This is a genomic window from Pedobacter sp. PACM 27299, assembly GCF_001412655.1.
GTDB lineage: Bacteria > Bacteroidota > Bacteroidia > Sphingobacteriales > Sphingobacteriaceae > Pedobacter.
The window spans coordinates 2645739-2661310 of record NZ_CP012996.1 but is presented as its reverse complement, the minus strand read 5'-3'; the positions used below and the strand labels follow the sequence as shown (position 1 = coordinate 2661310).

Sequence of the window (15572 nt, the reverse complement as noted above, 5' to 3'; positions counted from 1 at the left end):
GTTTTGTAGAATACAAACGAATATTTAACCATGCAAAAACGAAATCTGCAGCCACTGCTCATTACGCTTACACTAGGTATTTTAACAGCCATAGGATCTATTTCCATCGACATGTATTTACCTGCTTTTAGCGTGATGTCTTCGTATTTTAAGGTACCGATAGTGCGGATGGAAACGACCGTAACGCTATTTCTTTTCGGGATGTCTTTTGGTCAGTTGTTCATTGGCCCACTATCTGATGTATGGGGCAGAAAATTACCTTTAAAATTAGGGCTGTCGATTTACATATTATGCAGTGTGGCTTGTATGCTGACCAGCTCTTTCACGCTGTTACTGGCCTTAAGGTTCATACAGGGCCTGGCTGGAAGTGCTTGTCAGGTGATCTCCAGAGCATTGGTAAATGACCTCTATAAGGGCAATCGTGCGGCACATGTTTTTACACTTCTGCAAATATTGATGGGGGTCTCACCCATTCTTGCGCCAATGGTTGGCGGCATGCTCTCCGATCAATCTACCTGGAAGTACTTGTTCTTGATTATGGCGATACTTTCGGGAATGGGTTTATTAGGCTGTTTAACGGTGCTGCCAGATGGGAAACCCGGTACAGCCGTCAAGAAACTAAATTTCAAAGGTATCAGAAACGCTTACAGCCAATGTATAAAAAGCCCTTCCTTTGTGAATTATGCTTTAGTCAGAGCAGTGAGTAACAGTGCTGCATTTGCGATGATTACCGGTTCTCCATTCGTATTTACTCAGCTCTATGCGGTTAGCCAGAAGCAATTTGGATTTATATTTTCCATGCTGGCCGTAGGAATTATTTTCACAGGCATCATCAACACCCGATTACTGAAACACTTTGAAGTTAAAGTCATTACCAAATATGCACTGATTTTTCAATTGATTACCGGCGCAGGAATGATCTTAGTGATTTACTTTAATGGCCCTTTCTATCTGCTCCTGACTTTTGCTTTTCTGTTCCTGTCGATGCTTGGTCCTATTTTACCAAATACAACCGCTTTATATCTGGCTACACTTCCCGCATTTTCAGGTTCTGCCTCGGCCTTGATCGGTTCCTTAAGTTATTTATCAGCATTTCTAATTACTTCGGTTTTAAGTTTACTTCATAACAACACCGCTTATCCGATGGTATTCACGATGTGGACCTGTACGATCGTTGCTCTGAGCTGTTTACTTTTCAGGAGAAGAAATCATGATGATCAGGTGATGAAATAATTACCTTTGTGTATGACGATTCTCGAACTGCTGGTATTGATTATCGCATTCTTTTCTTTGGTTTATGGTACTGTCAAAGCTGTAAAAAATAAAACGCTTAGCCTTCTGGATAAAATTGTCTGGATCGCTATCATTATATGACTTCCAATTTTAGGGACCACCGCTTATTTAAGATCAACATTTAAAACCAGAGCATAAGCATCACCTATAAATTTCAGGAAGGTTTTCCCGGCAGGGATTTCAGTTTCTGTTTCAGCATTTCGTATTCTTTTGCTATATGCCGGAAAGCTTTGGTGCCGATCCTTCCCTCTTTATGGGCTATTATTTTTTGATGATAATCTGCTTCAACCCGGTCAAAACGAACTTTAACTACCATATAATGTTTCTTTTCTACTTGTTCTTTATTACTTTCTGCAAGGCCATTCAGGTTCCCCACATAAGCACTATCAGAAATTAATTCCCCATTCGCAGATTTAAAACAAACATAAACTTCCGTTTGTCCATTCCTCATCCATTCCGACTGAAGCGGGATAAAACAGCTTCCATTTCCTCTTTTGCCCGCATTTAGAAAACTGCTGCACGAGCATGATCCGGGTGACGGTTACCCGGCTGGTACCCATGCGGGCCTGCACAAAATATTGCCATGATGGGAGCGGTTAACAAGCTGAAATTAATTCAGACCAATATGATATTAAACAAGAGATAACCAACACACCTAAAGAATTAAAAATGAAATCTATAATATGTTTTAAACTCGTTAAAAAGAAATAACAAAAGAGGTTGCAGGGGTCATTTAACCTGAAAAATCCCTAGCAACCTAATTCCAATACTTAAGAAAAACTCATAAGTATGATGCCTGCTATAGCGCTTCTCCAGATGAATCCCGAATAAAACAGGGGGCCAAATCCTAAGCAGTATGGCAAATCCTAAGCAATATGATAAAGCCCCCTTTCCGATGTTGTTAATTAATTTTGATACTCAATCCTTTGATCGTTTGCCAGCCTTCCTTATCTGTCAGTCTAATCATAAAATGATAATCTCCGGGATCCACATCTGCGGGAACCTCGATTTCGGCATTAACCTCATAAGATTTCAGCCCGGCAGGAATAGCTATATTTTTGATCAGCAAAAATGGTTTTACCGCTTGTTTTATGGGTGCCATTTCACATTCTTCCAGTTCTGTACTGTGGGTATGGTGGTCAAAATTATGGTGGATATCGACACTTACAGAACCCAATTGAGCGTTATCAGTTAACAATGCTTTAAACACGAACTTCTCTCCTCTTTTCAATACACTGCATTGCTTTGGAAATGCCTGCGCCACATCCGTATTAATTTCCGGATAAGTGGTATCAATCGGCTCAGCCTTATCTTTACTGCAATTGCTCAGGGCTACCACCAGTAATAAACAGCAGACTAATACTTTCAGTTTCTTCATCTTATTTATAATCTATGGTGATTGGAATCACCTTGTACACACTTCTGTTATAGCTGGTATTTTTATATAAAATTACCAGGTTATACTTGCCGGACTCCCATGCTTTTTGTCCGCTGATAGGGTTTGAGACTGGCTCATTACCATCTTTATCTGCTCCGATGACAATTTTCTCCCCACCATAAACACCATTTACCTGTTTTAGTGTAGTAATTTTTGAAGCCGCAGGTAAGTCCTTATGTTCTACTTTTGAAATCACAATTGCTTTATTAAAATCAAGTTTATCAATAGATTCCGGGTAATAATTAGCGCTTTTCTTAATCAATAAAGTATATAAAACTCCGTCGCCTTTTAGCTGGGAAACCTGAGCATGAGCAGTCATTTCATCCCCTTTTTTGAAGGTCAATTCTTGCTCGACCCAAGTATCCATGTAATAGATCATGGTCTCATTTCGGGAGATCATATCACGGCCGATTACAGGATCTACCGGCATATTTGCAGGATCGGCAATGGTAATTTCTTCCTTAATTTCCAGCTGCGTTCCGTTCTCATCGAGTACAATAAAATAGAAATCATACTTTCCATCAGGTGCATCCGCAGGCATGGTAAAATGCTTGTGCACATTCGTATTTTTTGCACCAATATATTCCTGCCAGTCGAATTCCAGTTTCCAGGTTTTGCTATAAGTTTCGGTGCTTTTCTGCAGGATTCGAAGCTGTATCCCCTTTATTTTGCTGGCAGCAACCACGTCGGCATTGAAATGGAAATCTCTTCCTTTTAAAGCTTGTTTATTATTCGCAGTACCGATCTCAATGTTATCGGCTGTTGGCTTTGCCAATTCTATCCGCTCCTCCTTTTTACATGCCGAAAAAGCAGTGAAAAATAAAAGCAGAACGGTCATCATTCTAGCTGTTTTCATGTTTAATAATTTGTTGTTGTTTAAGATTTTGTTGCTGTTCATCTGTTGTTTTTATAATGGGGATTATGGTGATTTTATGAATTGAGGGTATGGCGATTTTATGATTTCTTCAATGGGATCTGGAAAGGAACTTTTATCGAAAGGATCAGGTTCCTGCCGGATTCAGGCAGCCCGATTAACCGGTAAAAACTGGTATGATTTAAGTACCGCGTGTTCATCAGGTTTTGAGCCTGCAGACTGATCAGTAGGGCTTGTTTCTGAAAGTTTAGTTCCGTACCAATCTGCAGATCAATCAAGCCATAACCTGGCGTTTTCTTTTCTGGTGGTACGATGTTATTCTGACTGGAAGTCAGCCTGTAGTCTATAGAAAAATAGGTTTTCTGGAACTTCTCATTGATGACCGGCGACCAGCTCAGGTTAAATAACGCGGAAGCTGGCGGAGAAAATGGCAAAGTATAGCCCTTCTTATCCCCCGACAACTGTCGGGCATACAAATACTCCCCGGAAAAGGAAGTACTCAGGCTTTCCAGCAATTTCAATTTAAGCTGCAATTCTCCTCCGTAACGCATCACCTTACTCTGCGCATATTGAAAAATCTGGTTGCCGGCACCATAGTAATCATCATGCCCGGAAGTCGGATTTAAGTAAATGTAATTCGGGAAATAATTATAAAATGGACTGAGTAAAACAGACCAGCGATCCGCAGTCCAGCCCAGACTTAAATCTGCCTGATAAGACTGCTCCGCATTCAATGACGGATCTCCTTTTTCGAAGCTGAAATAATGGTAATTTACCCCGTTAGCACCGAGCTCCTTTGCGATCGGCATCCGAAAACTTTTACCCACATTGGCTTTCAAGGAAAATTGCTCCAGGTTGTAGTTCAATCCGGCCGACCAAACCAGGCTGTTGAATGACCGGTTCAGGTCTTCCGAACGCACCAGTTTTTCAAAAGCAGCAGTACTTTCATTACCTACAGCAGTCATGTTCGTACCCCGCTCAGATTCGAACCAATCTGTATATTTGAACATCCTGATATGGCTGAAATCGTACCTTAACGCGGCATGAAGCAATAGATTTTCGTTTACCCTGTATTTATCATAGGCAAAGAGCCCTGCAGAAACCTGCTTAAAAGAAGGTACTAAAAACGTCCATCCATTGATGGTATTTTGCTGATATTCTCCACTTAAACCTGCGGTGATTTCGTGTTTACCCAATAGGATTTTATCCCTTAAGTTAAAGCTGTACACGTGTTTATCAAACTCCCTTTCCAGATTCGGAGAAACCGACATGGTATCTGGATACACAGGCGGCATAAAACCATGATTCACATACTGGCTAAACTCTTGTCGGAAGTTGCGCTGATAACCTAGATCTAAGGCCAGTTGATGTGCATTGACCTGATATTCCGTACGACTGATCAGCTTAAAATGATTCACTTCCTGACTGGGCATCTGGATGTCCCTACTGGAAGCATCATGTATTTTTTCATCGACATTTCTCGGCTCTAAACCATGTGCATTGGCAAAAAAACCACTTTTGCTGTACACATTACTCAGGTAAACCAGGGATTTAAAACGCTTCCCGATATAGCCTGTGGTATAGTGCAGGGCTGTTTCCCTACCCGCAGTATTGCGCAATTGCCGGTTATGTAATTTTACCGCATAATCGTACACGAATATCGTGTCTACAGGCACCCGATAATCGCCATAATTCTGATAGGTTATACGGGCATCAAAAAACCAGTTTTCCTGACGTCCGTACAAATTAACCGAACTTCCGTACAAGTCATTGTTACTCTTGCCCAGCAGATTTACCGATCCGCCAAAAGAGTTTTTAGCGGGAATGAGCTGAGGTTTAAGGTCGATGACACCGGCTATCGCATCGGATCCATACCTAAATGAAGCGGCACCTTTGATCAGTTCCACTTCGCCAATGGCAAATTGATCGATCTCTAACCCATGATCCGCACCCCATTGCTGCCCTTCATGTTTCAAGCCCTGATCTACTACCAATACCCGGTTAAATCCTAGTCCGCGGATCAATGGTTTAGACTGTCCAGAGCCTATGCCAATAGTTTGAATGCCCGGTAATCGCTCCAGAGATTTCATTAAACTCCCACCCAGGTTTCGCTGTATAAAACTGCTATTCACAATTTCTATATTTAAGGCCTCTTCTTCCTTGCGTAATTGTGGTCTGCGGTCTTTAATGACGACTTCTTTAAGCTGTTTTGGCGAGGATTTTTTAGGCTGAAGTGTAGTATCTTGAACAGCCGGATTGCTTTGCCCGAAAACCGGTGCACTGCAAATTAAAAGGCAAAAGGATAGCCTGTAGGATTTATTCATTGAATTGAAAATGTTGGAAAAAAGGAACGCACAAAGTCTTAGAACCCAGTAAAGAGCCCATAGAAATCATCATCCGGATGGTGTAAAATTTGGGTGTAAAAACGACCGCATAGCAAACGGTCAAGAGCTTAAAAAGCTGGAGGTGGCCCTTTATTCGTGAAACCCTGAACCGTAATTTTATAGTTTCCGGTTAGCAGATGCGGACTCGTACTGATTACTTTTGAGAAAATTGCAGGAAGCTCCAAAAGGTAATGGGAAAAGATTTGCTTGCCCTGGATATGGTGGTAATAATCACAAACGGAACATTTATCTGACCGCTGCAATTGTTCTTGCGTACCAGACTGTTCTGCTGCCCAGTTGTATAGTTCTGCAGTGCTATAACCTACCTGCGTAACATACATTTCTGATCCTTTGTGTTGTTCCTGAGCATTCCTATGCCCATCGTTGTGATCGTCTAAAACCGGGGCTGCAGCAATGCTTAAAAACAGCAAGACCAACAGGAAGGATGCCCCCTGCTTTAATCTGATCTGTATTTGTTTTTTGCTTCTCTTCACAACTGCATCAAAGTTGCATTATTATTTCCTAACAAACAAGGTAAATGCAACAAAGTTGCCAAATTTAACATAGGGCCTTTAAAAAGAAAGATTGTCTATAAAAAAAATGGCTGTTCCTCTTACGATGAACAGCCGTTATACTTGAAAGGAGTATCAATCCTTTAAATGAATATTACTTCAGAAATACTTTCCTGATCGCCTTATTCTCGGCATCAAGGATGTAAATAATTCCATTTTTATCGATGGCCATATCATCCATTGAACCGATTTTCGCATCAGAGAATGCACCGTCCGCAAAACCAGATCTTAGTTTGACTACGGTTGAAACCTTTTTATTGGCAACATCAACCTCTCTTAAGGCATAATTGTACCTATCACCGGCGATTAGTTTACCGGTACCATATAAGGCCAATCCACCAGCAATACTGTTGAATCTTGCAGCGAAGCCTATTCCGTCATCAAATCCTGAATCAGAAGAGCCCACAAAATAGCCTTCATTTCCACCTCCAACAGGGATTCTTGAAATCGCATTGTTACTGCTTGAGCCAGAATCTACATAATAAAGATTTCCATTTGCATCTACCACAGGCTTAGACATTGGCCATGATGGACCACTTACTTTGGTCGCAATGCCGGCTGTATTTACCTTGTACATCCCTCCGTAAGCAGCTACCACGTTAATATAAAGATTTCCTGCGTTGTCAAATGTCATTAATCCTGGTGCAAAACCAGCAACATACACCGTATTTTGTCCTGATGGCGTAATTTTTCTAACCTGATTACGGCCAATATCTGATACATAAATATTATCCTGTTTATCGATCACAATTCCATAAGGTGTATCAAAGAGAATATTGGCCCCATTGGATTGTAAAACACTTACTGTACCTGTTGGCGTCACCTTTTTGACCACTTGATTCATTCTGTCTGCGATGTAAACGTTGCCACTATTGTCGACCGCGATACCCACATTAAAACGTCCGAATGTATCACTGTTAGGACCACCAGCGAGCGTAGACATTCCTGCTCTTCTAAAATCCTGCGGCGCCAATGCTTCCTGACCGTCTACTACTACTTTTAAATCACCAGTACTTAATCCTGATGGCGCATCCAGTACCAAAGTATTTTCTGTCGCGGTTTTCACTGTGGCCAGCAAACCATTAAAGTATACCTTGTTATTCGCAGCGCTGGCACTAAAGCCAGATCCTTTAATCGTTACGGTTGTTCCTGCAATCCCATTATCCGGACTTACGGAAATAATCCCAAGCGTCTGGTCTTTAAACTGAGGCCCGTTGGTCGCCTGATCATTTACCACCACTTTTACCAATCCGCTTCCGGTACCTCCTGGCACCAATAGCTTGATCTGGCTTTCAGTTGCGGATTGAACATCAACAGATACGCCATTGATGAACACCTTATTCTCGTCTAGCACCGCACTGAACTGAACACCAGAAATTGTCATCTCCGCTCCTTTCGGACCGCTTAATGGCGTTACCACTTGAATCATTGGTGCCGCCACGACCGTAAATACCGGACCTGCAATTTTTTGCCCGTTGATGTTTACAGAAAGAGGACCTGTATTGACACCATCAGGTGCCTGTACGATCAGCTTCTCCTTTGTTGCTTCCAGAACAATAGCGCTGGTTCCATTAAAATCAATCAGGTTACCTTCCGCTAATTCTTCAAAACCAACACCGTTGATCGTCACTTTTGTGTTTTTACCACCGCTTAAAGGTTTGATGCTGCTGATGGCCTGGTACGTGAAATTCTGACCTTTGGCTTCTTTGCCATCCACCTTCACCGTAACCGGGCCAAAACCAGCCTCTTCTGGCACTTCAGCTACGATAATTTCATCAGACACACTCACTACCAATGCTGGTTTTCCATTGATGAAAACCGTCGCCGGCCCAGTGGTGCTACTGAAACCAGCTCCGGTAATCCTGATTTGAGAACCTGCAGGGCCATTTGCAGGGAATACCGTTTTCACACTTAATGCCTGATAAGTATATGATCCAAGGTCATAATTTCTGGAATCATAATTTATCGACAATACGCCAGTTACCCCAGCTTCAGGCATGCGGACTACAATCGTATTTTCTGTGGCACTGATCACTTCTGCGGCTTTCCCTGAAATGCTTGCCGAATACTTAGCAAGCTCAGTTCCAAAACCCTCCCCAACGATGGAAACCAGGGTTCCTGCATTCCCACTATTCGGGTAATAGCTGTTTATTTTGAAAGGCACATCTGGTATGGCTACCTTATCCTTTTTACAAGCACCAATAAACAGCAGGAAGCACAGCATAATGCCAATACTAAAATTCCATTTGTGTTGAATATTCATCTTTTTTATGACTTAATTTCTAATCTATATGAACTAAAAGCTATACCTCAATCCCAGCTGCATCTGCGCTCTCGATCCAAAATAATCGATGCTGTATGGCTGACCAGGATTATTAAAAGTAAAGACAGGATAATTATCGGCGTTTTGCTGCGGCGGGAATAACGAAGGTGTTAAGCCCACACTGCTGGTAGAATTAAAGGTGTTTGGCGAAAAATACTGCACACCCCAGGTCTTGCTGATCAGGTTGGTGACATTCATCACATCCACCGTAAAGCTTAAAGACTGAGATTTCGCAGCGTTAACAAACAGCTCATGGGAAAGGTGTAAATCTGCCTGAACATTCCATGGCGTTCTTCCTTTATTTCGCTCTGTATATCTGCCTCTTCTACTGCTCAGGTATTCATTTCCATCAATAAACTCATTAAATGCTGCTGCCTGCTGCGCCGCAGTTGCCGTTGAAATGTCTTTGAAATAACGGATCGCTTCCTCTCTCATTGGGATGTAGGTTAAACTCACCTGCTGTGGCAAGCCCTGGATATTTCCATTCACAATTCCATAGGTAAATGGACTGCCGGATTGTGCGCTGAAGAATAAACTGATGTTCGTTTTACCCGCTCTGCTCCATTCGTAGTTATAACTAATGGTGGACACAATGCGGTGGCGAATGTCAAAATTACTGGCACTCAGTGTTGGGTTGTTCGGAATCAAAGCCTGGTTTAATTGCCAGTTACTTTCCATAGAGTTACGCACCCCATTACTTAAATCTTTTGATTGTCCGTAGGTATAAGAAGTACTCACATTTAAAGCGTTCATAAATGTTCTGGCAATGGTACCAGTTAAGCTGTAGCGGTAGCCTTCTTTGGTATTGCTCAGCAAGTAAATATTAGAGAAACGCGGATCTACTGTGCCACCATAAACTGGCTGTTGTTTCTCTTTGTCGTAACCATAATATAGTGGATTGTCTTTGGTATTCAACTGCTGGAACAACACATCTTTTAAGTTTTTCGTATACATTCCTTCTACGGTAAAGCGCCAGTTGTTTTCAGTTTCGTAATCGATCCCTAAACTTCCGCGCAATACCTGCGGCATTTCAAAACCGTTATCTACCAGGTCGACTTGTGTACGACCGCTATTTGGGTTGTTGATCACCGTACCGTTTTGTTCAATAAATCCGCCAATACCATTCGGGCTTGGTTTAATCGGATCTGTACCTGGTAAGAACGGCTGTTGATCAGCTCTCTGATCGATCGCTCCAAAAGTATTTCCGGTATTGTAATACGCATAAGCTAACCATGCGAAAGGAATCCGACCGGTAAACATCCCCACACCTCCTCTTAAAATTAACTTTTGATCACCCAGTGCATCGTATCTGAAACCTAAACGCGGCGACAATTGCACTTTGTTTAAGAACTTGTTGTTGATACGGTTCAATGGTGTATACGTGTAGGTATTTCCAAAATTTGGATCTGCGAAAATGTCGCGGACTTTATCACTTAAAGTCGGCATGGTCGGTAAATTCACGAAATCTGCACGTAATCCTGGCGTAATGCGTAATTTATCACTGATTCTGATTTCATCCTGCACATATAAACTGTACATGTTGACGTTGAAATCTGCTGCCGGATTGGCCAATAGGTAATCTCTGCTGTTATTGAAATAATTGTAACTGCCTCTTACTCGGTAAGGATTGTTGTTGGTGAAATCTTCGATACTCTGATAATCCACACGACCATTCCAGGAGTTGACGAAACCATATTGAATGTTGTACAACTCGTTATGCGTACCGATTAAGAACTTATGACGTCCTTTTGTCCAGTTTAAATTTGCGGTAAATTCCCAGGTTTTCTGTTTCATATTGAAAATACTCGCCTCGCGATCTGTACCTAAATAAATGGTCGTTCCTGGTGTGCGTCCCATAATCTGCACTTGCGGCAAGGTAGGGTCACTTAATGGATCTCTGTTGTCGTTTACATGGGTAAAGCCGACTAACAAATTACCAGACAGCTCATTATTGAACCTGCTTTTCAGCTCAGCAACCGTACTCGTCTGGTTGTTTTCCTGTAGGAAAGCCATGCTGCTGAAACGGAAATCCTGCTGATCACGGTCCATGTGTGTGGCTTTACTGAAAATCGTATTGTTCCTGATCGCCAGCTGGTGTTTATCATTGATGTTCCAGTCTAAGCGGTTAAAGAATTTCTGCGATTTACTCCAGTTGGTATATACATCGGCAGTACCTGCATCGAAGATACTTCCGTACCTGGTTTTCACTGTATTGGCAATTGACTGCGCATCTGCTACACTGAAAATAGCATCCGTTTCTGCTGTACCTACCGATAATTGTGTAGGGTCCTGGCGACGGGTGATTTCCTCGTTGCTAAAAAAGAAAAGCTTGTTTTTAATGATTGGGAAACCGACGCGGAAACCAGCCTGATAATCATAAAAATCGGAGTTCATTTTACCCAAACCACCTACGCGGTCCTTGCTGGTTAATGCGGCGTTTCTTCCTAATCCGTACACCGAACCTGTGACCGTATTGGTACCACTGCGGGTAACGGCATTGACCGATCCACCGGTAAAGTTTCCGATTTTCACATCAAACGGTGCCAGGTAAACCTGCATGTCTTCAATGGCGTCCAAAGAAACCGGGTTGGTCCTTGTACTGCTGCCATTCATGCCTGAAGTACCGGTTTGTCCGCCTTGTGAAGGACTAAAACCAATGGCATCGTTGTTTACAGCACCATCAATAGTCACGTTATTGTACCTGAAATTGGTACCGCCAAAACTATTGTCCCGGCTACCCTGAGGCGTTAAACGGGTGATGTCAGTAATGCTTCTGCTAATTGTTGGCATGTTTTTCACCTGCTCGGAGCTGATGTTTTTTCCTGTTCCGTAGCTGTCGGCTTTTTGGCGGACGGTTTTCCTTGCGGATACTTCTACTCCTTTCAGCTCCTGTGCATTTTCTAACAGCACAAAGTTGAGCTGCTGACTACCGCCCAGACGAACTGCAATGTCGTTCCGCACTGCATTCTGCATCCCCATAGTGGAAACGGTCACCAGATAAGGGGCTCCAATGCGGAGATTGTTTAGGAAATAACGGCCATCTTTATCCGCCGACATGGCGTAACGGGTACCCGATGGCGTGTGGATAGCCACCACTGTAGCACCAGGGATCGCTAAACCTTTGGCATCTTTCACCTGTCCGGTTAAAGAACCACTTGTTTCTTGCGCCATGCTATAAAACGACACCAATATCAGGGCGCAAAGCATAACGACTGCATATATTTTCTTCATTTTTTAAGTTTAATTGTTTTACGAAGCCTTATTGGGTAATTCGCAAAGCGCCATCAATAATATGTAATACCCCATTTCCAGAAAGGATGTCTTGTTTCAGCAGGTTGATCTGGTTTGTATTTCCGATTCCCTTCAGGGTAATTCCTTTAAAACTTCCTTCGATGTTTTCATCTGGTACCAGGTACATTGTTACAGAATTACCATCCAGCATGGCTTGTAAACTCATATTGGAAGGCCCGGTACTTAAAATATAATCGTAGATAAAGCGCCTGTCTTTTACCACATGGTAGTTTACGAAACGCTTCAGCTCTGCCGGATCGGTATGGCTGATTTGTTCAATACTTCCATAACCCATTTGCTGCATGGCGTTATTATCGGGGGCAAAAATCGTGTAAGGACCTGCTCCATCGATGGTTTGCAGCAGACCAGAACTTCTTAAAGCTTGGGCAAAAAGTGTGGTACTGGCTTCTGCAGCGATGGCATCGCCCAATAGATCATGTAAGTACGGGCTCAATACCCGGTTTACCACCTGGATCAATCCATTGGAAGCCGGGATATTCTGCGAAATCACTCTGGAGCCATTCAGGGTCAGGATGGTGTCCTGTCCTTTGATCCAGTGTGTGGCATATAACTTACCTCCGCGGGAGCGTAATTCCTGATTAAACAGGAAAGGGAGCTTGTTCAGTTCATACTTTCCATCCAGCGTATGGTAGTTCGCAATCCGCGAAATGAGGGTTGGATTGGCGGTCATCACCCCTACTGGTCCTTCGTAACCCGCAGTACTAAAGGCAGCATCTGAAGGTACCAATGCCGTATAAGGCCCGGCACCCTGCTGTAAGGATTTATCTAAACCACTACGTTTTAACACCGCGCTGAATGTCGAAAGGTTAAAGTTATCGGCGATTACCAGGTTGATCTTGTTATTATCGTATTCGCTATTTTGCTGGTCATCTTTACTGCATGACGTACCCAAAATGGTCATCAGCATCAAAGAAAATAAGGCGTTCTTTTTATATAAATGTGCCATGTTTAGTTTAGTTTAAATCCTTTAGGAAAAATCAGGCGGTCAACCACATGGATGGGTCCGTTTAAGGTGTTGATATCGGTCTCTGTTACCGTTGCTGCCGGATAGCTGGAACCTTTTGCCTTCAGCTGAACGCTGTTATTGGATGATGAAAATTCGATTGGCATTTTATAGGCAAATTCTGCAGGCGCATTTCCGCCCACATTCACCATGTATTCGTTCAGTGCAGCATTGAGCACATTGCCATAAAACACGGTGGTATTCGCGATCGCTTTATCTCCACCCGTGGTCAGTCGCTGGAACATCCTTCCCCAATCACGGTGAAAATTGTATACGGTATCCATTGGAAAGCCACCCACTCCGGTAAACAAATTCTCATCAAAATAAATTGTGCTGGCACCGCGTTCATTAAACTTCATGACTTCGGCGAGGGTTTGAAATCCTGCGTTATGAAAAGCCTCATCTGTTGGTGCAAAGAGTGTAGATATGGTAATATTTGGTCCTATGTATCCCTGATAAATTGGCGCATTGATGCCCCATCCAACGGTGTACAGCTTTCTGCCGGTAATATATGGCAGCACTTCTTCCGGCTCAGGTCTGTAACCGAAAAGCGGCTCCATACCATTGATCATCGTTTCGATATAACTTTCATCTGCCAGGCGCTGAGATTCCAGGAATATGGTAAATCTGCCATCTGCGGTTAAAGCTTCTAAAATGGTTTTGGTTGGCTTTTCTATGGCTTTTTCCAAGAGGTAAAGCCCACCATCTACCGCAGGGATATAATTCAGTTTCCCTAGGTTCTTGCCATTCACCAGCAGGGACTCTCCTTTTACACCTACATAGTTTTTAAAGTAATAAAGGTCGTATTGTCTTGATGCTGTATTTTCATAATAAGGCAGGTAAAGCCCAGGTTTCTGCAGCAGGGTTTTCACCACAAAATTGTCGCTTCGCTGTTTCAGTTCTGTCTGCGTAACGAATCCAAGCGTGGTATAAAACATCATTAAGCTATCTAATTTTGCGACAGGCATCTGCCCGATTGCAGCGGCAGTTAAACCCGCAGCCTGCATTGCCGCATCATTCGGGGCAAAAACGGTATACACCAATTTGCTGCTTTTTGCTTTCAGGATCGTCTTGATATTACTTTTTTGCCAGGCGCTGTAGTAAAGTTTTGCCGGAGATGCGGCTAATAATTCTTCTACAGTTTGTGTGGCTTCAGGTTGAAAAGGAACCTGGCTTCCTGCCGGGTCAGGTATAAATTCGCTTTTGGTACAAGCGGCAAACAGCAGCAGACCTGAGCATAAAATCACTGACCTTAAATTTCTCATATTCATCATGATATCTTATTTTTTTATCGCTTGTTCTGGTTTAACCATTCCATCAGCCAGGTGATGCACAAGCCCATTGCTACATAAATTGTCATTTTTCGCGACGATGGTGCTGGTCGCTGAGTTGATAAGACTACCTGTTGGTCCATCATTACGTAAGCTTATTCCATAACCCAGTTTAAAAGTGGGATATAGTTTTCCGCCTCCGAAGGTCATATAATAGCTGCTGTTCTTTAGATAGTAGTCAAATGAGGCATTCGAATTGATCCTGGCGAACACCTGAGTATCGGACACAAAAAAGTGTCTGTCGTATAAAAGGTAAACTCCAAAAAGCAGCTCTCCCTGGTATTTGCTGACATCCATTGCATTTAAGGAAGCAGCGGTAATGCCTACATTTTTAAGGGCTTCATTATTGGGCGCAAAAACGGTGAATTCTGCTGTTCCGGCGAGCTGATCCCATAAGTTAAACTTCTTTAAACCGCTTACAAACACGCTGTAATCCGGATGTCCGGCCAGCCAGGCTTGTACGGTTTTATTGAAATTAGGTTTCATCACGTTGTCCAGCACATGCAGGGTTCCATTGGCCAGCACCACATCTTGTCGCAGCACCTCAGATCCAGAAAAATACAGTTCATTTTCTGCACCTCCATTTGGGTTGGTTGAAGCTCTGGAAACATACAGGTCGCTGCCAGCTAAAGTGGCATAACGCACATCAATTCCATTATTTGGAATATCGCTCACCCTCAATTTCCGAGGCATCAAATGGTACCCAATCACCTTTTTCAGGCTATCCTGGTTCATTTTATCAAAATCTGAAGGGCTATAAACCCCCATCCTATTGAAGGCTTCATCGGTAGGTGCCAATATGGTAAAAGGCCCTGTTCCATTGAGCTCATCCACATAGCCTGCTTTTTTAATGGCCGCATAAAACAAGCGCATTTCATAGTTGTTCTTAACAAAATCTGCTGCCGGACGGATGTTTTCGTTCGGTTCAGCAATCGTTAAATCATCATGCTTACAGGAAGCCAGCAATAAGATTTGCATTCCTATGGCCAGTATCATCAGCGTTTTATTCCTATATTTTCTTTTTTCCTTGAAAATCATATTC

At 42.8% G+C, this 15572-nt stretch carries 11 protein-coding genes; 1 reads left to right on the top strand and 10 read right to left on the bottom strand.

Annotated elements, in window-relative coordinates; all coding sequences use genetic code 11:
* The first annotated feature begins 30 nt into the window (after positions 1–30).
* A complete protein-coding gene (locus AQ505_RS11215) occupies positions 31–1233 on the top strand; it encodes a multidrug effflux MFS transporter (RefSeq protein WP_062548263.1) in 1203 nt (400 codons plus the stop codon).
* A 214-nt stretch (positions 1234–1447) separates the two neighbouring features.
* On the opposite strand, the gene AQ505_RS11210 is transcribed toward AQ505_RS11215, so the two are convergent.
* The 10 genes from AQ505_RS11210 to AQ505_RS11165 form a co-directional block, all read right to left on the bottom strand.
* The gene (locus tag AQ505_RS11210) at positions 1448–1744 is read right to left on the bottom strand and encodes a hypothetical protein (RefSeq protein ID WP_062548262.1); all 297 of its coding nucleotides are present in this window, start codon (positions 1742–1744) and stop codon (positions 1448–1450) included.
* A 450-nt stretch (positions 1745–2194) separates the two neighbouring features.
* Complete coding sequence (locus tag AQ505_RS11205; RefSeq protein WP_062548261.1) at positions 2195–2671, bottom strand: DUF4625 domain-containing protein; 477 nt, start codon at positions 2669–2671, stop codon at positions 2195–2197.
* Between the two features lies 1 nt (position 2672).
* Positions 2673–3629 carry a DUF4625 domain-containing protein gene (locus AQ505_RS11200; RefSeq protein ID WP_231635076.1) on the bottom strand — a complete coding sequence of 319 codons (957 nt, stop codon included), beginning with the start codon at positions 3627–3629 and terminating at the stop codon, positions 2673–2675.
* A 56-nt stretch (positions 3630–3685) separates the two neighbouring features.
* Entirely contained in the window at positions 3686–5929 is a 2244-nt protein-coding gene (locus AQ505_RS11195) for a TonB-dependent receptor (RefSeq protein ID WP_062548260.1), read from the bottom strand.
* Between the two features lie 128 nt (positions 5930–6057).
* On the bottom strand, positions 6058–6483 hold the full coding sequence (locus tag AQ505_RS11190) for a hypothetical protein (protein WP_062548259.1): 426 nt from the start codon (positions 6481–6483) through the stop codon (positions 6058–6060).
* A 172-nt stretch (positions 6484–6655) separates the two neighbouring features.
* Positions 6656–8824, bottom strand: coding sequence for an IPT/TIG domain-containing protein (locus AQ505_RS11185; protein WP_062548258.1), 2169 nt, complete (start codon positions 8822–8824; stop codon positions 6656–6658).
* A 33-nt stretch (positions 8825–8857) separates the two neighbouring features.
* The gene (locus AQ505_RS11180; protein WP_062548257.1) at positions 8858–12115 is read right to left on the bottom strand and encodes a TonB-dependent receptor; all 3258 of its coding nucleotides are present in this window, start codon (positions 12113–12115) and stop codon (positions 8858–8860) included.
* A 28-nt stretch (positions 12116–12143) separates the two neighbouring features.
* On the bottom strand, positions 12144–13142 hold the full coding sequence (locus AQ505_RS11175; protein WP_231635075.1) for a fasciclin domain-containing protein: 999 nt from the start codon (positions 13140–13142) through the stop codon (positions 12144–12146).
* 2 nt (positions 13143–13144) lie between these two features.
* On the bottom strand, positions 13145–14473 hold the full coding sequence (locus AQ505_RS11170) for a hypothetical protein (RefSeq protein WP_062548256.1): 1329 nt from the start codon (positions 14471–14473) through the stop codon (positions 13145–13147).
* Positions 14474–14479: 6 nt separating this feature from the next.
* Positions 14480–15568, bottom strand: coding sequence for a fasciclin domain-containing protein (locus tag AQ505_RS11165; RefSeq protein WP_197286354.1), 1089 nt, complete (start codon positions 15566–15568; stop codon positions 14480–14482).
* Positions 15569–15572: the final 4 nt, after the last annotated feature.